Source organism: Agromyces larvae, assembly GCF_022811705.1.
Lineage (GTDB): Bacteria > Actinomycetota > Actinomycetes > Actinomycetales > Microbacteriaceae > Agromyces > Agromyces larvae.
This window is the reverse complement of sequence record NZ_CP094528.1, coordinates 2,329,693-2,351,063: the sequence shown is the minus strand read 5'-3', so window position 1 is coordinate 2,351,063 and position 21,371 is coordinate 2,329,693. Positions and strand designations below refer to the sequence as shown.

The window sequence follows — 21,371 nt, the reverse complement described above, 5'->3', positions numbered from 1 at the left end:
CTCAACTCTTCGAACCATCGGTCGCGCAGTCGCGACCGCACACGAGAGGAGAGGCTGATGGCCATGACCTGGGATCCGTTCCGCGACCTCGACCGGCTCGCGGCGAGCATGCTCGACTCGCGGCAGGGGCCGCGCATGATGCCGATCGACCTGCACCGCGACGGCGACCACTACGTGCTCTCCGCCGACCTGCCCGGCGTCGACCCCGGCTCGATCGACATCGACATCGACGGGCAGCTGCTCACGATCCGCGCCGAGCGCACGCTCCGCGGCGAGACCGAGGTGAAGTGGCTGGCCCACGAGCGACCGAGCGGTTCGTTCCTGCGCCAGCTCACCCTCGGCGAGGGCATCGACACCGCTGGCATCAGCGCGCACTACGACAACGGCGTGCTGAGCGTGGTCATCCCCGTGTCCGAGCGCGCCAAGCCGCGCAAGGTCGCGGTCGAGTCGACGCTGCGCAGCGCGGAGTCGCAGGAGGTCACGGCCGGCTGATCCGGTACCGCGGCGGCCGGCCGCGCGGGCGAGGGCGGGAGTCGGACGGCTCCCGCCCTCGTCGCGTCCGCGCCGGTCAGTACCAGCCGGTCGACTGGATGTGCCCCCACGCGCCGCACGGGTTCCCGTAGCGGCCGGCGATGTAGTCGATGCCCCAGGAGATCTGCGTGGCGGGGTTCGACTGCCAGTCCGCGCCGTGCGACGCCATCTTCGAGCCGGGCAGCGCCTGCGGGATCCCGTAGGCCCCGTTCGGGTTCGACGCGGACACGTTCCAGCCCGACTCGTAGTTCCACACCGCCACGAGGCATCCGAACTGATCGTCACCCCAGCCGTACCGGCCCGCGATCATCTCGCGGGCGATCTGCTGCGCGCCGCTGGGGTTCGCGGGCGCCGCCGGGCCGCCGCCTCCGCCGGTGCCCGCACCGCCTCCGGCCGCCGACTGCCCGGCCGCCTGGCGGGCGGCCCGCTCGGCTTCGATGCGCTCGGCCTCGATGCGCGCCGCCTCCTCGGCGGCCTTGCGCTCGGCCTCGACGCGATCCCATTCGGCGATCGCGGCGGCCAGGTCGTCGGCCTGCGTCCGCGCGGCCGCGATGAGTTCGAAGACCCGCGCCGGATCCATCAGCTCGGATGCCTCGAGCTGCGCGAGTGTGGCCGTGAGCGCGGCCGCATCGACCTTGCCCGCGGCCGAGGCGACCACGGGTTCGGCCCCGGCGACCGCCTCGTCGGCGGCGCCGACCGCCCGCGCGACGAGGATGTCGCGGTTCGCGCCGAGCTGGGCCGGGTCGGGTTCGCTCGCCGCCCGCAGCGCGGCCGTCTCGGCGACCCGTCTCGTCTGGTCGTCGATGGTCGATTGCAACATGAATCCGGTGCCCGCTGTGACCGCGAGGCCCGCGACCGCGGCCGATGCCACGACGGCGCGTGCGAGCGACCCGAGTCGATGCGGTTGCTTCGACGTGGTGCTGTTCCCCATGCGTTCCCCCGGGGTCGGGCGCCCGCCGGCGCATCGACCCGTGCTGCTCGTGAGCCCGGGTGATTCGACCCGGGCAAGTCGTCCCGTGCACCTTACGCGAGGATGGCTCAGGTCACAAGACGGTAACGGACGCCGGGTCGAGCGCAGAATGTGGAGATGGCGACGACGCATGAGGTCCGGAACCAGGTGCCCGAGCGGGCCGGCATCGACGAGTTCGCGACGAACGCGCCGCTCGTCGAAGCGGTCGCGAAGTGGGGCTCGGAGGCCGGTTCGCCGGCGCGGGGCGGAGCATCCGATCGCCTGACCGAGCTCGGTCGCCTCGTCGGTTCCGAGCCCTTCCAGCGCGATGCCGAACTCGCGAACACCCGTCCGCCGGTGCTGCGCAGCCACGACCGCTGGGGCCGGCGCATCGACGAGGTCGACTACGACGAGTCGTACCACCGCATCATGGCGGCCGCCGTCGGCGCGGGCGCGCACACCTCGGCGTGGGCCGAACCCGGGCCGGGCGCGAACGTCGACCGCGCCGCCGCGTTCTTCCTCCTCGCCCAGGTCGAGCCGGGCCACGCCTGCCCGATCTCGATGACGCACGCGGCCGTGCCGACACTGCGGCTCGGAGCATCCGGCCTCATCGGCGACTGGATGCCGCGCCTGCTCAGCCGCGACTACGACCCGTCCCTCGCCGTCTCAGCCGATCAGGAGTTCCTCGCCGACACGCCGGACCCGGACACCTCGGCGACGGCGAGTCGGCAAGGGATTCCTGATCCGCGAACGGCACCGGCCAAGCGCTCGGCGCTCATCGGCATGGCGATGACCGAGAAGCAGGGCGGCAGCGACGTGCGCGCGAACACGACGCGCGCCGAGCCCACCGGCGCCGACACGCCGTGGGGTCGCGAGGTCGTGCTCACCGGGCACAAGTGGTTCTGCAGCGCGCCGATGAGCGACGCGTTCCTCGTGCTCGCGCAGACCGATGGCGGGCTGAGCTGCGCGTTCGTGCCGCGGATCCGGCCCGACGGGTCGCGCAACGCGTTCGCGATCCAGCGGCTGAAGGACAAGCTCGGCAACCGTTCGAACGCGTCGAGCGAGGTCGAGTTCGACGGCACGGTCGGCTACCTCGTCGGCGACGAGGGCCGCGGCGTCGCGACCATCGTGCAGATGGTCACCCGCACCCGCCTCGACTGCGTCATCGGCTCGGCCGCGGGCATGCGCCAGGCGGTCGCCGAGGCCGCCTGGCATGTGCGGCACCGGCGCGCCTTCGGGTCGCTGCTGGTCGACCAGCCCGCGATGCGGGCGGTCGCAGCCGACCTCGCGCTCGAGAGCGAGGCGGCGACGTGGACGGCGATGCGGCTGGCGGCGGCGTACGACGACGATGCGGATGCCTCGACGGATGCCGCGTTCCGGCGCCTTGCGACCGCCGTCGCGAAGTACCACGTCTGCAAGCGCGGCGCCGGCCACGCGGCCGAGGCGCTCGAGTGCCTCGGCGGCAACGGGTACACCGAGGCGTGGCCGCTCGCGCGGCGCTACCGCGAGCAGCCGCTGCTCGCGATCTGGGAGGGGTCGGGCAACGTCATCGCGCTCGACGTGCTGCGCGTGCTCGGGCGCGAACCCGAGGCGTTCGAGGCGTTCTTCGAGGTGGTGCGGCGGGCGGGCGGCGCGGATGCCGCGTTCGACGTCGGCCTCGCGCACGCCGAGTCGCTCGCCCGCGAGACGGCGCGCGACCTGGCCGACCCGGGCGCCGGGGCATCCGTCGCCGCGTTGCGCGCCCGCGAGCTCACCGAACGCCTCGCACTCGTGCTCCAGGGCGCGCTGCTCATCGAGCACGCGCCCGCCGCCGTGGCCGACGCGTTCTGCGCGACCCGGCTCGGCGGCGAGGGCGGTGCGCAGTACGGCGTGCTGCCGCGCCGCGCCGACCTGACGGCGATCCTCGCCCGCGCGTAGGCTCGCAGCCGAGGGGGAGCGCATGCCGGAACTCGACGCGATCGTCGTCGGCTCAGGGCCGAACGGGCTCGCCGCCGCGGTCACGCTCGCCCGTGCCGGGCTCTCGGTGCAGCTCTCCGAGCGCGCCGACGAGGTCGGCGGCGGGCTGCGCACCGCCGAGCTCACCCTGCCCGGATTCCAGCACGACGTGTGCTCGGCCGTGCATCCGCTCGCGCTCGCCTCCGGGTTCTTCCGCGCGTTCGGGCTCGATCGCCGGGTGGAGTTCGCGGTTCCGGAGCTCTCGTACGGGCACCCGCTCGACGACGGCCGGGCGGCGCTGGCGTGGCGTGATCTCGAGCGCACGGTCGACGGGCTGGGCGTCGACGGCGAGGCGTTCCGCGCCCTGATGGGGCCGCTCGTGCGCCACGTCGACGCGGTGGCCCGGTTCACGGGCTCGTCGCTCGTGCGGATCCCGCGGCATCCGTTCGTTGCCGCCCGCTTCGGCCTCGCGGCGCTCTCGCAGGGCACGCGGGCCTGGAACGCCGGATGGCACGACGAGCTCGCTCCCGCACTGCTGACGGGGGTCGCGGCGCACGCCATCCTGCCGCTGCCGTCGCTCACCGCGGCGGCCGCGGGGTTCTCGCTCGGCGTGCACGCGCACGCACGGGGCTGGCCGGTGCCGATCGGCGGCAGCCGGGCGATCGCGGACGCGCTGGTCGCCGACCTCGTCGCCCACGGCGGCCGGATCGTCACGGGTGACGACGTGCGCGACCTGCGCGACCTGCCCAGTGCACGCGCCGTGCTGCTGGACGTCACGCCGCAGGCGCTCCTCCGCATCGCGGGCGATGCCCTGCCCCCCGGCTACGCCGACCGGCTCGCCCGGTTCCGCTACGGCAACGGGGTCGCGAAGGTCGACTTCGCGCTGTCGGGGCCGGTGCCGTGGCGCGACCCCGAGCTCGCCCGCGCCGGCACGGTGCACGTGGGCGGCACGCGCGCCGAGATCGCCGCAGCCGAGAACGCGGTGACCCGGGGCCTCCACCCCGATGCGCCCTACGTGCTCGTCTCGCAGCCGTCGGTCTTCGACCCGAGCCGCGCCCCCGACGGCCGTCACACCCTGTGGACCTACACGCACGTGCCGCGCGGGTCGAACGTCGACCGCACCGAGGCCGTCACCCGGCAGCTCGAGCGGTTCGCGCCCGGATTCCGCGACGTGGTGCTCGCGTCGGCCTCGTCGACCGCGGTCGACGTGGCCGCCCACAACCCGAACTACGTGCTCGGCGACATCGCCGCCGGCGAGCCCACGCTCGACCAGCTCATCGCCCGGCCCGTGCTCGCACGCGACCCGTGGCGAACCCCGGCCCGCGGCGTGTACCTGTGCTCGGCGTCGACGCCGCCGGGCCCCGGCGTGCACGGCCTCGCCGGCTGGTACGCGGCGCGCAGCGCCCTGCGCCGCGAGTTCGGCGTGCGACGGATGCCGCACCTCGCGCCGTGAGCGCACCGGCGCCGCGCCGCCGCCCGCCGCGAGACCCACCGTCGACCCGGTCGACGGTCAGCGCAGCGGGCTCCGCTCGAGACCGGAGATCCATCCGGCCAGCCGTCGCTGCACGGCGGCGACCGTCATGGCGCGGCTGAGCACCGCGTTGCGGATCCAGCGCAGCGGCGCGGGCCGGATCAGGGCGAGGCGCGTGATCCGGTCGGTGAGCCGGACGACCTCTTCCGCCGCGGCGAGGCGGGCGGGCTCGTAGCCGTCGAGCGCGTCGGTTCGGCCGTCGAGCGCGTCGGCGAGGCGTTCCGCGAGGTCGTACGCATCGGCGATGCCGGTGTTCATCCCCTGCCCGGCGGCGGGGGAGTGGACGTGCGCGGCGTCGCCGCAGAGGAAGATCGCGCCGGAGCGCAGCCGGGCGGCGACGCCGTGCGAGATCCGGAACCGCGAGGACCAGGCCGGTTCCGCGGCGGCACGGGTCGGGATCTCACGCGCAGCGAACAGCGCATCCAGGTAGGCGGCGTCGGGATGCGGCGGAACCTCGTCGCCCGGCGAGGCGGTGCCGATGACGCGGTGGTTGCCGGACGGAAGCGCACCGAACACGGTCACGCCGTCGGGTGAGAGGGTGATGCGCGCCTGGTCCGCGGGCGACGGCGGCGGGTCGAGCGGCAGGTCGGCGAGCAGGAAGTCCGCCCGGTACCGCCGGGCGGTGAACGGGATCCCGGCGCCGGCGCGCACCGCGCTGTCGTGGCCGTCCGCCCCGATCAGGTACCGGCTCCGGATCGTCCGGGAGGCGCCGTCGCCGGTCGCCACGACGCGGCATCCGGCGGTTCCCTGATCGACCTGCTCGACCCGCCATCCGCGCTCCACGGTGACGCCGAGTTCGGTCAGCCGGGCGATGAGGAGCCGCTCGGTCAGGTCTTGCGGGAGTCCGAGTGCGAACGGGTAGGGGCCGTCGAGCACGTCGAACGGAACCCGGGCCAGGACGCGGGGTCCGGCCGAGATGCTCACCGCGTCGATGCGGCGGCCGAGCCGGATGGCTTCGTCGGCGACGCCCAGGCGGTCCATGATCTCGATCGTCGCCGCGTGCACGAGGGCTGCGCGCGATTCGTCGACCGGGTGCGGGGCGGCGTCGAGGATCCGCAGAGCGACGCCGCGCTGCGCGAGCCGGATGGCAGCGGTCAGCCCGGTCGGCCCCGCTCCGACGATGAGGACATCGGTGTCCAGCGGGGCGGTCGAGTGCTCATCAGCGGCGGTCATGCGCTCATAATAGACAGTAATGTCTCTTAACGATGCAGCGCGGGGTTCCGCGCACGGCCGCCCGCGGCGGCGCGGCGCGGCGCTCGAGGACGCGATCTACGACGCCGTGGTCGAGGAGGTCGCCGAACTGGGCTGCGATGCCGCCTCGCTCGAGGGCATCGCGACCCGGGCGCGAATCGGGCGGATGTCGCTGTACCGCCGCTGGCCCGACAAGACCGCACTCGTGCTGGCGACCCTGCGGGACCGGCTCCCCGAAGCCGTCGAACCCGAGGCCGGTGCCGGGCCGCGCGAGCGGCTGGGGCAGGTGCTCGCCTCGATGTTCGACGCCTCCGACCGGTCCGCAGCGTTCCTGCTGCGGGTGGCGAGTGCGAAGGCCCTGGCGCCGCCGACCGACGCGGTGGCCGCCGCGGTCAGGTCGGAGGTGCTGGAACCGCGGATCGCCCGCCTCGCGGAGATCCTGAGGGACGCCCAGTCGGACGGGTTCCTCGCGGAAACGGCGGACGTCGAACTGCTGGCCAGCACCGGGCCGGCGCTGCTGTTCCAACGACTGGTGCTCACCGGCACGGGGCCGACGGCGGAGGAGGTCGGGAGGATCGTCGACCTCATCCTGCCCGCCCGAGACCGAGAGTGAGACGCGCGCGCTAGAAATCCACCAGGCGCAGGTCGACCGCGACCGGCCCGCCCTCGACGAGGCCCTCGGCGACCCGCACGGCACGCTTCACCGGCAGCACGTACGCGCCCTCGGACGAGTCGGGGAAGATCGACGTGCGCCACGTGGACCCGCCGACGGTGGCCTCGACGCGCACCGACCCGAACCCCCGCGGCGGCAGCGGCACGTCGCGGATATCGGCCGATGCGGCCTCGGGCACGGTCACGAAATACCACTCGGCGCGCGCCCGCCACTCCCACAGAGGGGCCTCGAACCGGAACCGCATGGGGCAACGCTAGCCCGCCCCGCCGACACACAACGAGACATCCGCTCGACATCATGGACTCTTCGCCCCGGAATCACGCTAGGCTTGCACCACCGAATCCTCCACCCGGCGGGCACATGTCCGCTGCTCCATCTGATTGCCCGGAGGCGGAACCTTCCGCGTGGCATGACCCGACCGAGTCGATGTCGACGACGCCACGTCGCCGTCGCTCGCCAACCTCGCCGCTCCCAGCCGCGAGGATAGCGATCGAAAGCCGATCGCATGGGCTCGCGTCGCGGGCCCCGTGAACGAAGGAAGAACAGCATGGCAACCGGAACCGTCAAGTGGTTCAACGCGGAGAAGGGCTTCGGCTTCATCGCCCCCGACGACGGCAGCGCCGACGTCTTCGCACACTTCAGCGCTATCTCGGGCAACGGCTACCGTTCGCTCGACGAAGGCCAGAAGGTCGAGTTCGAGATCGCCCAGGGCCCCAAGGGTCCCCAGGCCGAGAACATCCGCGCCCTGTAGAGCGCGAACCACGAAGGGCCCTTCGGCAGCACGGCTGCCGGAGGGCCCTTCGGCATGCCGGGCGTCGTCAGCTGCGGCGCTGCAATCGGATGGCGCGCACGGTCATCTGCACGATCGTGAACGCCAGCAGCCCCGCGAACAACCAGGTCGCGACCGCGGGCGGCAACGCGAACGACACGGCGACGCCGCCGAACGAGCCGACCACGGCGGCCAGTCCCACCGACAGCCCCTGCTGCCACTCCACGAGCCGGGCGCGCAGGTTGGCGATCGTGCCGCTGATCGAGGTCGGGATCATGACGAGCAGCGAGGTGCCCTTCGCGATCAGGTCGCCCATGCCGAACACGCCGATGAACACGGGCACCATGAGCACGCCGCCGCCGATGCCGAACAACCCCGAGGCGATGCCCACGAACAGGCCGAACGCGATGAGCGCCAGGGCGATGAGCGGACTGATCTCGAGCGCACCGGTGTCGCGCTCGGGCACGGCGAACAGGAGTCGCACCGCGATCACGACGAGCAGGGCGATGAATCCCCAGCGCAGCACGGCGACCGGGAGCCGGCGCAGCAGCCAGGTGCCCAGCTGCGATCCGACGATGCTGCCGACCGCGACGAACAGCGCCGCCCACCAGTCGACCTGGCCGCCGGCGAGATAGCCGATCGATCCGGCGATCGACGCGGGCAGGATCGCCGCGAGCGAGGTCGCCGCCGCCCGCCGCTGGTCGAGCCGGGCGAGCAGCATGAGCAGCGGCACCATGATGATGCCGCCGCCGACGCCGAACAGGCCCGACATGAACCCGCCGGCCAACCCGATGAGGGCCAGGCGGACGAGCCCGACCGGCGGCCGGGCGCCGTCGTCGCGACCGGTCACCCCGTCGCCTCGTCGCGCCACGAGTACTGCGGTTCGTACCCGAGCACGCGGCGCGCCTTCTCGATCGAGAGCAGCGTGTCGTTGCGGCCCAGCTCGCCGCGCACCTCGACGCCGGGGAACACCTCGGCGACGAGCTCGGCGTTCGGGCGGCTCATCACGGTGTCGGCGGCCGCGATGACGTACCGTTCGAAGCCCGGCTTGCCGAGCGCGAGCGCGCGGCCGACCGCCTGCGCGCCGTCGCGCGCGTCGACGTAGCCCCACAGGTTCCACTTGCGCAGTGCGGCGTCGGCATCGAACGACGGGAACGCGGCGTAGTCCTCGGGATCCATCACGTTCGAGAAGCGCAGCGCCGAGATCGACAGCGCAGGATCCCATCGGCAGAACTGGATCGCGAGCTGCTCCTCGAGGTGCTTCGCGAGCGAGTAGCTCGATTCGGGGCTGGTGACGGCTTCATCGACCGGGATGTACGGCGGCGGCACGTCGAACGGCAGCCCCAGCACGGTCTCGCTCGACGCCGTCACGATGCGGCGGACGCCGAGGCGGCGGGCCGCCTGCAGCACGTGGTAGGTCGAGAGCAGGTTGTTGCGGAACGTCTCGACGTCGGTCGCGAGCCCCGGGGCCGGGATCGCGGCGAGGTGCACGATCGCGTCGGCGCCCGAGCCGTGCTCGTCGACCCCCGCGATCGCGTCGAGCACCTGGCCGTAGTCGGTGAGGTCGGCGACCACCACGGTGCCGCGCTCGCCGGCGCGGTCGAGGTTGACGACCTCGTGCCCGTCGTCTCGGAGGGTTCGGACGACGGTGCGGCCGAGCTTGCCCGAGCCGCCGGTGACCACGATGCGCATGGCCTCCAGTCTGACACCAGTGCGTCGCACCCTCGTCATGTGCGGGTCAGGCGGCGCGGTCGAGTTCGCGCACCGCGCGGCCCGATGCCGAGGTCGCGGCGGTCGAGGCCGCGACCGAGCCGCGCGCAGCGGTGCCCGGCGCGGTCGTCACCGGCGGGGCCGCACGCGCGATCCTGCGGGCGACGGCGGCGACGAGCCATCCGATCGCCGCGATCGCGACGCCGATCACCGCACCGGTCGAGTTCGCGGCGAGGTCGCGCGGGTCGGAGATGCGGTCGTCGATCGGGATCTGGGCGATCTCGATCGCCGCGCTCAGCGCCGCCGCGGCCAGCAGTGCGACGAGCCATCGCCGCCGACCGGCCAGCATCGCGAACAGCACGCCGATGGGCACGAACATCGCGACGTTCAGCCCCCACTCCACGGGCGATCCGACGCTCCACGTGGCCGAGTCGAACCAGGTCGACGGGCTCAGCACGCCGTACTCGGCCTGCCACCCGATGCGGTGGAACGACACCGTGCCGAACGTCGCCCACGCCACGAGCGCGAGGTACGCCACCGTGGCGACGACGAGGGCGGGGCGGCGGCTCATTCCTCCAGCCTTCCGCGCGCACCTCGGAATCGGCTGACATCCTCGGGCGATTCGCAGGCCGCCCGAGTCGTGTCACGCCCTCACGCCGCCGCGCCCGCGATGTTCACCATCCAGCCGACGCCGTAGCGGTCGACGAGGATGCCGAACGCATCGCCCCACGGGGCGACCTCGAGCGGTTCGACGATGGTCGCGCCGTCCGCCAGGCCGTCCCAGTAGCGGCGCAGGGCTTCGTCGTCGTCGCCCGAGAGCGAGATCGAGAACCCGGCTGGGCGCTGGTACTCGACGCCGTTCGGGTTGTCGGCGGCCATGAGCGTGAGGCCGCCGGCCGTGAGCTGGCCGTGCATCACCTTGTCGGCCTCGGATGCCTCGCCCTGGCCGAACTCGCCGAAGGTGCTGGTGTTCAGTTCTCCGCCGAAGACCGAGTGGTAGAACTCGAGTGCCTCGCGCGCGTTGCCGTCGAAGCTGACGTACGGGTTGAGTGTGACCGCCATGATCGTCCGTTCCCTTCCGCGGCGTCGTCGCCTGCCGCGATTCTGCCCTTGATCGGCCGGATCCGCGAGGGTCGTGGGACGCGCCGAACGCTCAGCAGCAGCGCGCGCCGGGGTTCGCGTCCTGCTCGGCGTAGCGCTGCCGCCAGAAGGCGCGCTCGTCGAGGGCGGGCTGGCCGGGGTGGGTGCGCCGGTGATGGTCGAGATAGGTCGCGTACGCGCGGTCGCCCATCAGTTCGGTCACGAACCAGCGGATGCCCCGGATGCCCCGCAGCACGCCGGCGGGCGCCGCCCGGGCCGCAGCCCGGACGACGCCCGCCTTCGAGGCATCCGTCATCAGTGCCCCGCGCGCTCGACCGGGCGCAGCTCGGCCGGCAGCGCCGCCCACTGCGCCTCGATGGCCTGCTCGGCGCGCGTCGCGAACAGGCCGGCCGGGGCGAACCGGTGCGAGGGCACCGCGGCGTCCTCGGTGTCGACCCCGCCGCCGTCGCGGAACGCCCGCACCGTGACCGCGACGGCCGCGATGATCACGATCACCGACAGCGTCACGAAGATGATCGACAGCGTGCCCTGGATGAAGGTGTTGCGCACGACCGCCTCCATCGCCTCGACGGTCTTGGCGGTGCCGAAGCTCGTCTCGCCCGCGGCCAGCGCGTCGCGGAATGCGACGTGGTTGGCCCAGTAGCCCACCGCGGGCACCGGCGAGAAGATCTTGAACAGCGACGCCGCGATCGTCACGACCGCGGTGAACGCCAGCGGCACCGCCACGATCCACAGCCACCGGAACGCCCCGCGCTTGGCGACGATCGTCATCACGACCGCCAGCGCGATCGCGGCGAGCAGCTGGTTCGCGATGCCGAACAACGGGAACAGCGTGTTGATGCCGCCGAGCGGATCGGTGACGCCCATCAGCAGGATCGCACCCCAGGCGGCGACCATGATCGCGGTCGTGATCCAGACGCCGGGCCGCCAGCCCGTGTCCTTGAACCGGGGCACGACGTTGCCGATCGAGTCCTGCAGCATGAACCGGGCGACCCGGGTGCCGGCGTCGACGGCGGTGAGGATGAACAGCGCCTCGAACATGATCGCGAAGTGGTACCAGAACCCCGCGAGCGCGGAGCCGCCGATGAGCTGGGACATGATGTTCGACAGCCCGAGCGCGAGGGTCGGGGCACCGCCCGTTCGGGAGATGATCGTCTCTTCGCCGACCGCCGAGGCGGCCGAGGTGAGCTGGTCGGGCGTGAGGTTCACGCCGGTGAGCCCGAGGGAGTTCACGAACGCGACCGCGCCCTCGACGGTGCCGCCCGTCGCGGCCGCCGACGAGTTCATCGCGAAGAAGAGGCCGCGATCGAGCGTGAGCGCCGCGACCAGGGCCATGATCGCCACGAACGACTCCATGAGCATGCCGCCGTAGCCGATGAAGCGGGTCTGACGCTCCTTCTCGATGAGCTTCGGCGTGGTGCCCGACGAGATGAGGGCATGGAATCCGCTGAGCGCGCCGCACGCGATCGTGACGAACAGGAACGGGAACAGCGGGCCGCTGAAGACCGGGCCGAGCTCGCCGCCGGCGAACTCGCTGATGGCCGGCACCGTGATCTCGGGGCGCACGAGCACGATCGCGCCGGCGAGCATGACGATGACGCCGATCTTCATGAACGTCGACAGGTAGTCGCGCGGCGCCAGCAGCAGCCACACCGGCAGGATCGCGGCGATGAAGCCGTAGACGATGATGCCCCAGGCGATCGTGGTGCGGTCGAGGTGGAAGGCCGCGTAGCCCCACTCGGTGGAGGCGACCCAGCCGCCGCCGATGATCGCGAGCATGAGCAGCGCGAACCCGATGAGGGAGACCTCGGTGATCCTGCCGGGGCGGAGGTATCGCAGGTAGACGCCCATGAGCAGCGCGATCGGGATCGTCATCGACACGCTGAACACGCCCCACGGGCTCTCCCCGAGGGCGTTCACGACGACGAGCGCGAGGATCGCGACGATGATCACCATGATGAGCAGCGCGGCGACGATCGCGGCGGTGCCGCCGATGCGGCCGAGTTCGTCGCGGGCCATCTGGCCGATGGTGCGGCCGCCGCGGCGCATCGAGAAGAACAGCACCGTGTAGTCCTGCACCGCGCCGGCGAAGATCACGCCGACGATGATCCAGAGGGTGCCGGGCAGGTACCCCATCTGGGCGGCGAGCACCGGGCCGACGAGCGGGCCGGCGCCTGCGATCGCGGCGAAGTGGTGGCCGTAGAGCACGCGCCGGTCGGTGGGCACGAAGTCCTTGCCGTCGCTCTCGCGCTCGGCGGGGGTCGCGCGCCGGTCGTCGGGCTTGGTGAGGTAGCGCTCGATGACCTTCGAGTAGAAGCGGTAGCCGATGAAGTACGAGCAGACCGCCGCGAAGACGAACCAGATCGCGTTGATGGTCTCGCCGCGCACGATCGCGATCATCGTCCACGCGACGCCGCCGAGCAGGGCGATGGCCGCCCAGAGGGCGATCCTGCCGGGTGTCCACGTGCGCTCGCGCTCGAGTTCGGCTTCGGGCACGGCGACCGGCGGCAGGGATGGATCCTGGTCGAGCTCGTCCGCGGGTGGGGCCGCGGGGCCGCTGGGGGTTCGGGTCATTCCTGGTCCTCCTCGAATGCGTCATTGCACGGGCGTTCCGCCCCGGAGATCGTAGGCAGCGGGTTGGCCCCCGTTGGGGGGTCATGCGGTGAGCGGGTCGGTTCGTCGGTGAACGGTAGGGATCCTGCGACGAACGGATTGACGGCGGAGCATCCGTCTGGTGATAATCAATCTATCGATTGATCAAGAAGAAGATTGAATATGCGCGATGCCGGATCCGACGACGGATGGCTCGACCGGGCGTTCCTCGCCCTGGCCGACCCGGTCCGTCGCGGCATCATCGCGCGGCTCAGCCGCGGCCCGGCGACCGTCAACGAGCTCGCCGAACCGTTCGCGATCACCAAGCAGGCGGTCTCGAAGCACATCCAGGTGCTCGAGCAGGCCGGGCTCGTCACGCGCACGCGCGACGCGCAGCGCCGGCCCGTGCATCTCGCGCCGGCCGAGCTCGAACGGCTCACCGGCTGGATCGACCGCTACCGGCTCATCCACGAGCAGCGGTTCCGCTCGCTCGACGCGGTGCTCGAGGCATCCGTCGGCGACGCCACCGCCGCCCACCATCCGAAGGAGAAGGAATCATGAGCAACCCCGTCATCGTCACCGCACCAGAGGGCCTGCCGTTCATCGACATCGAGCGCGAGTTCGACGCCCCCGTCGCCGCGGTCTTCCGCGCGCACCGCGAACCCGACCTGGTGAAGCAGTGGCTCGGGCCGAACGGCTACGAGATGGACATCGCCGAGTGGGACTTCACCACCCACGGCGCCTACCGCTACGTGCACCACGACCCGCAGGGCGGGGCGTGGGGGTTCCACGGCACGTTCCACACCGTGCGCGAGAACGAGTTCGCCGTGCAGACCTTCGAATTCGAGGGCGTGCCCGACGTGGTCGCGGTCGAGACGATCGCGTTCGAAGACCTCGGCGGCGGGCGCTCGCGCGTGCGCATCCACTCGACGTACCCCAGCGTCGAGGCCCGCGACGGCATGGTGCAGTCGGGCATGGAGGGCGGTCTCACCGAAGGCTTCGCCCGGCTCGACGGCCTGGTGGGCGGCGCCGAGGGCGCCTGAGCCCCCGTCGGCGGGCCGCACCGGGTCGAGCGGCTCGCCGCGGATGCTCCGCCCCATCGGTGACCGCCCGGTGAACGTTCTGTGACAGGAATGGACGGATGGTCGCTCCCGAGGCATTGCATCACCGCCGAGCGCGGTGGATCATGTCGGAGGGGGAAGCGATGGGGCGTGAATCGAGGGCGTACTGGCTCGACTCCGGCGACCGCGCGGCGGTGACGCTGCGACTCGAATGGGACGCGCTGACCGTGCGCGGTGCGCGGCGGGCGACCGTTCCACGAACGGAGTTCCGACGAGTCGACGCCAGCGACGGCGTCATCGAGCTCGAAGCGGCATCGGGAGCGCAGTACCGATTCCAGGTGGGGCGTGCGGCGACCGACTGGGCGGAGGCGCTCTCGCGGCCGCCGCGCCCGCTCGACCAGAAACTCGGCGTCGGCCCCGAGGTGCCGATCGCCGTGCGCGGTGCGCTGCCCGTGCGAGCGCTCGCCGAAGCGCTCGTCGAGTCCCCGCGCGTCGCCCCGTGGGAAGCCGACCTCGTGTTCGCCGTGGTGTACGACGACGCCGAACTCGAGGCGCTGCCCGTGTGGCTCGCCGAGACCGGTGTGGTCGCGCCGGTGTGGGTCATCCACGGCAAGGGCCGCGACTGCGATGCGCCCGGCGACGCGGCGGTGCGGGCGGCGATGCACGAGGCCGGGCGCCACGAAGCGGCGACCAGCGCGATCGCCGAATGCTGGTCGGCGACGCAGTACGCGCTGGGCAAGCCCTAGCGGCGCGGCGCTCACCCGGACCGCCCGAGCCGCCCCAGCCCATCACGGGCGACCGCGACGATGGTCAGCGCATGCTCGCCCGTCGGGTCGAGGTCGGGGTCGTAGATCGCGAGATCGGCGCCCACGGCGTGCGGCGCCAGCAGCGCGAGCAGCCCGGCGAGCGTTGACGGGTCGATGCCGACGGGATCGGGGCTGTCGACCGCCGGCATCCACCGAGGGTCGAGCACGTCGACGTCGACGTGCACCCAGAACCCGTCGAGCCCCTCGGCCGCGACGACGTCGAGCACCCGCCCGGCGACCGCCGCCGCACCGTCGGCGAGGATCTCGGCCGCCGGCACCACCCCGCCCAGCACCGCACGCAGTTCGTCGATGTCGTCGTCGTCGTCGCGGCAGCCGACCTGCACCACGTCGCCGGGCCGCACGAAGGGCCGCCGCCCCTCGAGATCGGCGATCGCGTCGAGATGCAGACCGACCGCCGCCGCCAACGTCTCGCCGCCGAGCGTGTCGGCCCCGTCGCTGTTGCCCGGATGCCGGAAGTCGCCGTGCCCGTCGAGGTAGACCAGGCCGTACCGCCCGCGCCGCCGCAGCGCCAGCAGCGGCCCGAGGGCGAGGCTGCAGTCGCCCCCGACCACGAGCGGCGACCGCCCCCGGCCGAGCGATGCGTCGACCTCGGCGGCCAGGCGCGTCGTGTAGTCGACGAGCGCGGCCTGGTTGCGCAGCACCTCGCCGGGCGCCGGGTCGGCACGGTACCGGCCGGGCAGCACGATGCCGGCCTCGACCACGTCGCCGTCACCGGCAGCGCTCGCGAGGGCGGAGACGAGACCCGCCGCCCGCAGCGCCTCGGGCGCCTTCGCGGTACCCGGCACGCTGCCGGGCTCGGGTGGGCGCAGACCGAGGTTCGTCGGGGCGGCGATCACGTCGACGGGCATGCCGACATCGTGCCCGCAGCATCCGACATCGTGGTCGGGAGTAGGTTCGAACCCATGCAGACCCGCGTTCTCGGCCGCACCGGCCGCACCGTCTCCGTGATCGGCCTCGGCACCTGGCAGCTCGGCGCCGACTGGGGCGAGGTCGACGAGGCCGACGCCCTCGCCGTGCTCGACGCCGCGTACCAGGCCGGCGTCACCGTCTTCGACACCGCCGACGTCTACGGCGACGGGCGCAGCGAATCGCTCATCGGCGCGTGGCTGCGCGCCAACCCCGACTCGGGCGTCACCGTCGCGACGAAGATGGGCCGGCGCCTCGAGCAGCTGCCCGAGAACTACTCGATGGCGAACTTCCGCGCCTGGAACGACCGATCGCGCCGCAACCTCGGCGTCGACACGCTCGACCTCGTGCAGCTGCACTGCCCGCCGACCGCCGTGTACTCGACCGACCGGGTCTTCGACGACCTCGACACGCTCGTCGACGAGGGGCGCATCGCCGCGTACGGCGTGAGCGTCGAGACGGTCGACGAGGCGCTCACCGCGATCGCGCGGCCGCACGTGGCATCCGTGCAGATCATCCTGAACGCGTTCCGGCTGAAGCCGCTCGACGAGGTGCTGCCCGCAGCGGTCGCCGCCGGCGTCGGCATCATCGCGCGCGTGCCGCTCGCCTCGGGCCTGCTGTCGGGCCGGTACACGCTCGACACCACGTTCGCGGCGAACGACCACCGCACCTACAACCGGCACGGCGAGGCCTTCGACGTCGGCGAGACGTTCTCGGGCGTCGACTACGAGACCGGCGTGCGCGCCGCGCAGGAGTTCGCCGCGCTCGCGCGCGAGGCCGCCCCGGATGCCACGACCGCCCAGGTGGCGCTCGCCTGGGTCGCCGGGCTCGACGGGGTGTCGACCGTCATCCCCGGTGCGCGCAACCCCGATCAGGCGCGCGCGAACGCGGCCGCGGGGTCGCTCGACCTGCCCGCGTCGTTCGACGCCGCCGTGCGCGACCTCTACGACCGCGAACTCCGCGCGTCGATCCACCCCCGCTGGTAACCCCCGGCCCCTGCACCCGACCCGTCCCTGCACGCGATCAGGAACTCCGACGGCACTCGCGGCGTGTCGCGCGCCGACACGCGAGCCCGGGCGGTCAGCGCGCGAAGCGCCAGCCCGTGATCCAGGCGGGGTCTTCGCCGTGCTCGTACGCGTAGGCCCGCGCGTCGTCGCGCGCGGCGCGCCACTCGTCGGCCACCGCCGCGATGCCGGGCGCCTCGAGCAGCCCCGGCACCCGGTCGAGCACGTCGAGCGCGAGCCGGTACCGGTCGAGGTCGTTCAGATGCACCATGTCGAACGGCGTCGTCGTCGTTCCCTCCTCCTTGAACCCGCGCACGTGCAGGTTGGCGTGGTTCGTGCGCCGGTAGGTGAGCTGGTGGATGAGCGACGGGTACCCGTGGAAGGCGAACACGATCGGCCGGCCGGTCGTGAAGATGCGGTCGAACTCGGGGTGGGTGAGGCCGTGCGGATGCTCCTTCGAGTCCTGCAGCCGCATCAGGTCGACCACGTTCACGAACCGCACGCGCAGCCCGGGCACCCGCTCGCGCAGCAGTTGCGCCGCGGCCATCGCCTCGAGCGTCGGCACGTCGCCCGCGCACGCGAGCACCACGTCGGGGTCGAGCCCCGGGTCGTCTTCACTTCCGGCCCAGTGCCAGATCGACAGTCCGGCCTCGCCGTGCGCCCGCGCTTCGGCGAGCGAGAGCCACTGCGGCTGGGGCTGCTTGCCGGCGACCACCACGTTCACGTGGTCGACGGTCGTGAAGCAGTGCTCCATCGTGACGAGCAGCGAGTTCGCGTCGGCCGGCAGGTAGACCCGCACGACCTCGGCCTTCTTGTTCACGACGATGTTCAGGAACCCCGGATCCTGGTGCGAGAACCCGTTGTGGTCCTGCCGCCACACGTGGCTCGACAGCAGGTAGGTCAGCGATGAGACCGACGCGCGCCAGGGGATGTCGTCGCACGCCTGCAGCCACTTCGCGTGCTGGTTGAACATCGAGTCGACGATGTGGATGAACGCCTCGTAGCTGGTGATGAGCCCGTGCCGCCCGGTGAGCAGGTACCCCTCGAGCAGGCCCTGCATGAGATGCTCGCTGAGCGCCTCGGTGACGCGGCCCTCGCGCGCCAGGTGCACGTCGCCGGGCACGAGCTGCTCGGCCCACACGCGCGGGGTCGCGTCGAAGACGTCGTCGAGCCGGTTGGAGGCGACCTCGTCGGGTCCGAACAGGCGGAACGAGGTCGGATGCTCCGCCATCACGTCGCGCAGCCACCGACCGAGCACGCGCGTCGACTCGCCCTCGACCCAGCGGTCGTCGGGGATCTCGACGGCGTGCGCTTCGATGGGCGGCAGGTCGAGCGGCTCGCGCAGCACGCCGCCGTTCGCGTGGGGGCTGGCGCTCATGCGCAGGTCGCCGTCGGGGCGCAGGGCGCCGAGTTGGGCGATCGGTCGGCCGTCAGCGTCGAACAGTTCGTCGGCGCGGTAGCTGCGCAGCCATTCCTCGAGCTGGGCGAGGTGCGCGGGGTTGTCGCGCACGCCGGCGAGCGGCACCTGGTGCGCCCGGAACGTGCCCTCGACCGGTACGCCGTCGACCTCCTTCGGGCCGGTCCAGCCCTTGGGAGTGCGCAGCACGATGAGCGGCCAGCGCGGGTCGGATGTCTCGTCGGGGGCGATCGTGGCATCCAGTGCATCGGGCGAATCCGAGGCATCCGAGGCATCCGAACCCGAGACGCCCGAGGCATCCGACCCGCCCGACCTGGCCGCCTGCTGGATGTCGCGGATCGCGTCGTACGCCGCATCGAGCGCATCGGCCATGCGCTCGTGCACCCGCATCGGATCCTCGCCGTCGAAGCCGCCGGTCACGAAGATCGGCGCGTAGCCCTGCCCGAGGAAGAACGCGGCGAGCTCCTCCTCGGGGATGCGTGCGAGCAGCGTCGGGTTCGCGATCTTGTACCCGTTCAGGTTGAGGATCGGCAGCACCGCGCCGTCGGTCACGGGGGAGCAGAACGCGTGCGCGCGCCAGCTCGCCGCGAGCGGGCCGGTCTCGGCCTCGCCGTCGCCGATCACGCACGCGACCACGAGGTCGGGGTTGTCGAGCGCCGCGCCGTACGCGTGCATGAGCGAGTACCCGAGCTCGCCGCCCTCGTTGATCGACCCGGGCGTCTCGGGCGCCGCGTGCGACGGGATGCCGCCCGGGAACGAGAACTGCCGGAACAGCCGCGCCATGCCCGGCGCATCGAGCGTCACCCGCGGGAACAGCTCGCTGTACGTGCCCTCGAGCCACGTGTTCGCGACCATCGCCGGCCCGCCGTGACCGGGGCCGCAGACGTAGATCGTCGGGGTGCCGCGCTCGACGAGGACGCGGTTCAGGTGCGCGTACACGAGGTTGAGCGCGGGCGAGGTGCCCCAGTGCCCGAGCAGGCGCGGCTTGATGTCGTCGCGCGTGAGCGGCCGGGCGAGGCGCGCGTTGTCGAGCAGGTAGATCTGCCCCACGCTCAGGTAGTTCGCCGCGCGCCACCACGCGTCCACGGTCGCAAGGTCGATGGCCATGCTTCCCCCAACCGATCGGGGCGCCTCCCCGCGGTGCCCGCCGGCACGAGCCTACGGCGCAGATGGCTGCTGGTCGAGGAACTAGGCTCGACCACGATGAGCGGCATCGTCACGGGCTTCGCGGTCATCGGCCTCGCGGTCTTCGTCGGTTGGGCGGCCGCGCGCACCGGCGTCATCGGGCCCGAAGCGCGCCCCGTGCTGGCGAAGCTGAACTTCACGGTGCTCGGGCCGTTCCTGCTGTTCTCGGTGCTCTCGACCGCCGACGTGGGCGAGCTGTTCTCGACCCTGCTGCCGGTCTACGTCATCGCCTCGGTCGGGATGATGGCGCTCGCCGCGGTGTTCGCGCTGATCGCCCGGCGCACCCTGCCCGAAGCCACCGTCGGTTCGCTCGCCGCCGGCTATGTCAACGGCAACAACATCGGGATCCCGGTCGCGCTCTACATGCTGGGGGATGCTGCGCTGTCGGCGCCGGTCGTGCTCCTCCAGCTGCTCGTGTTCATGCCGGTCGCGCTCGCCGTGCTCGGCGCGACCGTCGACGGTCGCACCTCGGTCGCGGGCATCGTGCGCGGCACCCTCGGCAACCCGATCATCATCGGATCGCTCCTCGGCGTCGGCGTCGCGGTGTCGGGCCTCGAACTGCCGACCTGGGTGAGCGAGCCGATCTCGTTCGTGGGCCACGCGACCGTGCCGCTCATGCTCATCGCCTACGGGCTCTCGCTGCACGGGCAGCGAGTGCTCGCGCCGGGCCGGCACCGGCTCGACGTCATCGTCTCGTCGACGCTGAAGCTCGTCGCGATGCCGCTCGCGGCGTGGGCGCTCGCCCGGTTCGTCTTCGGGCTCGCCGACGACCAGGTGTACGCGGTGACGGTGCTGGCGTCGCTGCCGACGGCGCAGAACGTGCACGTGATCGCCCAGCGGTACGACACCGCCGAGCTCGTCGCGCGCGACACGATCTTCGTGACGACGCTGGGAGCGGTGCCGCTGCTCGTCACGGTCGGCTTGCTGCTGGGCGGGTAGCGGCGGGGGAGCCGCAGGATGTCGGTCGCGGCGGGCAGGATGACGTCTCAGGAGGTCGCATGCCGTTCGAACGACTCGACGGGTCGCCGCTCGATGCGCTGCGACTCGACCAGCGCCCCGCCGACGGGTTCCGGTTCGATCTCGTCGAGGGGTTCGCGTACCGCGACCCGGTGACCGGCGATCGGTTCACCGTCCCCGGCGGGGCATCCGGTCTTCGCGGCAGCGACCTCGCGTCGGTGCCGACCGCACTGTGGAGCTTCATCGCGAGCTATGGTCGCCAGTCGGCGCCGGCGTTGCTGCACGATCATCGTTCGCTCGTGGCATCCGAGCTGGCCCGCACCGACCGGCGCGCGGCGCTCGCACAGCGCCGGGGCGACGACCGCGTGTTCCGTACCGCGCTGCGCGAGCAGCGCGTCCCGCTGCTGCGCGCCTGGCTGATGTGGGCCTGGGTGTCGGCCGACCGCGAGCGCGAGTTCAACGGATGGCTCGGGCGGCTGTTCCTCGTGCAGGGCATCGTGGGCGCGCTCGCGGTGGTCACCGGGCTGGTGCTGGCATGGTGGCAGCCGGCCTGGCTCCTCCTCCTCGTCGCGGCGGCCGTCGCCGCGGTGTGCTGGGGCCGGCTCGCCCCGCTGCAACTCGTGCTGGCGTTCGGCACCGGCCTGCTCGCGCCGCTGGTCGTCGGCCAGCTCGCCGTGCTCGCGCCCTTCCGGCTGGTCGAGGCCATCGTCGAGCTCGTCACCGGCGGCGACCCCGGCGGGGTGGTGCGGCCGACGGTGGCCGCCTCCGGGGAGGATCAGGGTCAGCCCTGATGCCCCGGTCGTCCCGCCGCGCCTAACCTGAACTCGATCGCGGCCGCCGGGTTGCAGGGGGAACCGCCCGGGCCCGCGATCCCGAGCCGGCCCCGCCCGATCCAGGGGGAGCGAGCGGAGGCCGGCTCCCCGCTGCTCCAGGTTCGCCAGGAGCAGCGGGCGCCGTGGCATCCGGGCCGTGGCATCCGGTCCGTGGCATCCGGTCGTCCGCGGATCCGCTGCGTCCGCGGATCCGCGGACC

General features: G+C 72.6%; 22 protein-coding genes. 11 read left to right on the top strand and 11 right to left on the bottom strand.

What is annotated here, in order from left to right; all coding sequences use genetic code 11:
* Positions 1-57 precede the first annotated feature (57 nt).
* Entirely contained in the window at positions 58-492 is a 435-nt protein-coding gene (locus MTO99_RS11450; protein ID WP_243553737.1) for an Hsp20/alpha crystallin family protein, read from the top strand.
* Between the two features lie 76 nt (positions 493-568).
* Here the strand turns inward: MTO99_RS11450 and MTO99_RS11445 are convergent, their stop codons facing one another.
* Positions 569-1,462, bottom strand: coding sequence for an aggregation-promoting factor C-terminal-like domain-containing protein (locus MTO99_RS11445; RefSeq protein WP_243553736.1), 894 nt, complete (start codon positions 1,460-1,462; stop codon positions 569-571).
* A gap of 156 nt (positions 1,463-1,618) precedes the next feature.
* Here MTO99_RS11445 and MTO99_RS11440 point away from each other — a divergent pair, with 156 nt between their 5' ends.
* Positions 1,619-3,397 carry an acyl-CoA dehydrogenase family protein gene (locus MTO99_RS11440; protein WP_243553735.1) on the top strand — a complete coding sequence of 593 codons (1,779 nt, stop codon included), beginning with the start codon at positions 1,619-1,621 and terminating at the stop codon, positions 3,395-3,397.
* A gap of 22 nt (positions 3,398-3,419) precedes the next feature.
* Positions 3,420-4,868, top strand: a complete 1,449-nt coding sequence (locus MTO99_RS11435; RefSeq protein WP_243553734.1) for a phytoene desaturase family protein — start codon at positions 3,420-3,422, stop codon at positions 4,866-4,868.
* A gap of 57 nt (positions 4,869-4,925) precedes the next feature.
* Here MTO99_RS11435 and MTO99_RS11430 read toward each other — a convergent pair whose 3' ends face one another.
* The gene (locus MTO99_RS11430) at positions 4,926-6,119 is read right to left on the bottom strand and encodes an FAD-dependent oxidoreductase (protein ID WP_243553733.1); all 1,194 of its coding nucleotides are present in this window, start codon (positions 6,117-6,119) and stop codon (positions 4,926-4,928) included.
* 19 nt (positions 6,120-6,138) lie between these two features.
* Here MTO99_RS11430 and MTO99_RS11425 point away from each other — a divergent pair, with 19 nt between their 5' ends.
* Positions 6,139-6,750: a TetR/AcrR family transcriptional regulator gene (locus MTO99_RS11425; RefSeq protein ID WP_243553732.1), complete on the top strand. Its 612-nt coding sequence runs from the start codon at positions 6,139-6,141 to the stop codon at positions 6,748-6,750.
* Positions 6,751-6,760: 10 nt separating this feature from the next.
* On the opposite strand, the gene MTO99_RS11420 is transcribed toward MTO99_RS11425, so the two are convergent.
* Positions 6,761-7,054, bottom strand: coding sequence for a DUF1905 domain-containing protein (locus tag MTO99_RS11420; RefSeq protein WP_243553731.1), 294 nt, complete (start codon positions 7,052-7,054; stop codon positions 6,761-6,763).
* Between the two features lie 303 nt (positions 7,055-7,357).
* Here MTO99_RS11420 and cspE point away from each other — a divergent pair, with 303 nt between their 5' ends.
* Positions 7,358-7,561: a transcription antiterminator/RNA stability regulator CspE gene (gene cspE, locus MTO99_RS11415; protein WP_149161023.1), complete on the top strand. Its 204-nt coding sequence runs from the start codon at positions 7,358-7,360 to the stop codon at positions 7,559-7,561.
* Positions 7,562-7,628: 67 nt separating this feature from the next.
* Here the strand turns inward: cspE and MTO99_RS11410 are convergent, their stop codons facing one another.
* The 6 genes from MTO99_RS11410 to MTO99_RS11385 form a co-directional block, all read right to left on the bottom strand.
* Positions 7,629-8,429 (bottom strand): sulfite exporter TauE/SafE family protein, encoded by an 801-nt coding sequence (locus MTO99_RS11410; RefSeq protein WP_243553730.1) that lies wholly within the window; start codon positions 8,427-8,429, stop codon positions 7,629-7,631.
* Positions 8,426-9,271 carry an NAD-dependent epimerase/dehydratase family protein gene (locus MTO99_RS11405; RefSeq protein ID WP_243553729.1) on the bottom strand — a complete coding sequence of 282 codons (846 nt, stop codon included), beginning with the start codon at positions 9,269-9,271 and terminating at the stop codon, positions 8,426-8,428. Before MTO99_RS11405 ends, MTO99_RS11410 begins: the two co-directional genes overlap by 4 nt.
* A gap of 46 nt (positions 9,272-9,317) precedes the next feature.
* Positions 9,318-9,860 carry a VanZ family protein gene (locus tag MTO99_RS11400; RefSeq protein WP_243553728.1) on the bottom strand — a complete coding sequence of 181 codons (543 nt, stop codon included), beginning with the start codon at positions 9,858-9,860 and terminating at the stop codon, positions 9,318-9,320.
* An 80-nt stretch (positions 9,861-9,940) separates the two neighbouring features.
* A complete protein-coding gene (locus tag MTO99_RS11395; protein ID WP_243553727.1) occupies positions 9,941-10,351 on the bottom strand; it encodes a VOC family protein in 411 nt (136 codons plus the stop codon).
* A 91-nt stretch (positions 10,352-10,442) separates the two neighbouring features.
* Positions 10,443-10,685: a YbdD/YjiX family protein gene (locus tag MTO99_RS19045; RefSeq protein WP_256461010.1), complete on the bottom strand. Its 243-nt coding sequence runs from the start codon at positions 10,683-10,685 to the stop codon at positions 10,443-10,445.
* The gene (locus MTO99_RS11385; protein WP_243553726.1) at positions 10,685-12,964 is read right to left on the bottom strand and encodes a carbon starvation CstA family protein; all 2,280 of its coding nucleotides are present in this window, start codon (positions 12,962-12,964) and stop codon (positions 10,685-10,687) included. Before MTO99_RS11385 ends, MTO99_RS19045 begins: the two co-directional genes overlap by 1 nt.
* A 201-nt stretch (positions 12,965-13,165) precedes the next feature.
* On the opposite strand from MTO99_RS11385, the gene MTO99_RS11380 reads away from it, so the two are divergent.
* The 3 genes from MTO99_RS11380 (at position 13,166) to MTO99_RS11370 (ending at position 14,789) form a co-directional block, all read left to right on the top strand.
* Positions 13,166-13,543, top strand: a complete 378-nt coding sequence (locus MTO99_RS11380) for an ArsR/SmtB family transcription factor (protein ID WP_243553725.1) — start codon at positions 13,166-13,168, stop codon at positions 13,541-13,543.
* On the top strand, positions 13,540-14,025 hold the full coding sequence (locus MTO99_RS11375; protein WP_243553724.1) for an SRPBCC family protein: 486 nt from the start codon (positions 13,540-13,542) through the stop codon (positions 14,023-14,025). The genes MTO99_RS11380 and MTO99_RS11375 overlap by 4 nt, the downstream gene beginning before the upstream one ends.
* A 161-nt stretch (positions 14,026-14,186) precedes the next feature.
* A complete protein-coding gene (locus MTO99_RS11370; RefSeq protein ID WP_243553723.1) occupies positions 14,187-14,789 on the top strand; it encodes a hypothetical protein in 603 nt (200 codons plus the stop codon).
* An 11-nt stretch (positions 14,790-14,800) separates the two neighbouring features.
* Here the strand turns inward: MTO99_RS11370 and MTO99_RS11365 are convergent, their stop codons facing one another.
* Positions 14,801-15,718, bottom strand: coding sequence for an arginase family protein (locus MTO99_RS11365; RefSeq protein ID WP_243553722.1), 918 nt, complete (start codon positions 15,716-15,718; stop codon positions 14,801-14,803).
* Positions 15,719-15,772: 54 nt separating this feature from the next.
* Here MTO99_RS11365 and MTO99_RS11360 point away from each other — a divergent pair, with 54 nt between their 5' ends.
* Positions 15,773-16,762: an aldo/keto reductase gene (locus MTO99_RS11360; RefSeq protein ID WP_243553721.1), complete on the top strand. Its 990-nt coding sequence runs from the start codon at positions 15,773-15,775 to the stop codon at positions 16,760-16,762.
* A 94-nt stretch (positions 16,763-16,856) separates the two neighbouring features.
* On the opposite strand, the gene MTO99_RS11355 is transcribed toward MTO99_RS11360, so the two are convergent.
* Positions 16,857-19,304 (bottom strand): phosphoketolase family protein, encoded by a 2,448-nt coding sequence (locus MTO99_RS11355; RefSeq protein WP_243553720.1) that lies wholly within the window; start codon positions 19,302-19,304, stop codon positions 16,857-16,859.
* A 96-nt stretch (positions 19,305-19,400) separates the two neighbouring features.
* Between MTO99_RS11355 and MTO99_RS11350 the strand changes: the two genes are divergently transcribed.
* Together MTO99_RS11350 and MTO99_RS11345 are read left to right on the top strand one after the other, a co-directional pair.
* Positions 19,401-20,321, top strand: coding sequence for an AEC family transporter (locus tag MTO99_RS11350; protein WP_243553719.1), 921 nt, complete (start codon positions 19,401-19,403; stop codon positions 20,319-20,321).
* 59 nt (positions 20,322-20,380) lie between these two features.
* On the top strand, positions 20,381-21,130 hold the full coding sequence (locus MTO99_RS11345) for a DUF1353 domain-containing protein (protein WP_243553718.1): 750 nt from the start codon (positions 20,381-20,383) through the stop codon (positions 21,128-21,130).
* Positions 21,131-21,371: the final 241 nt, after the last annotated feature.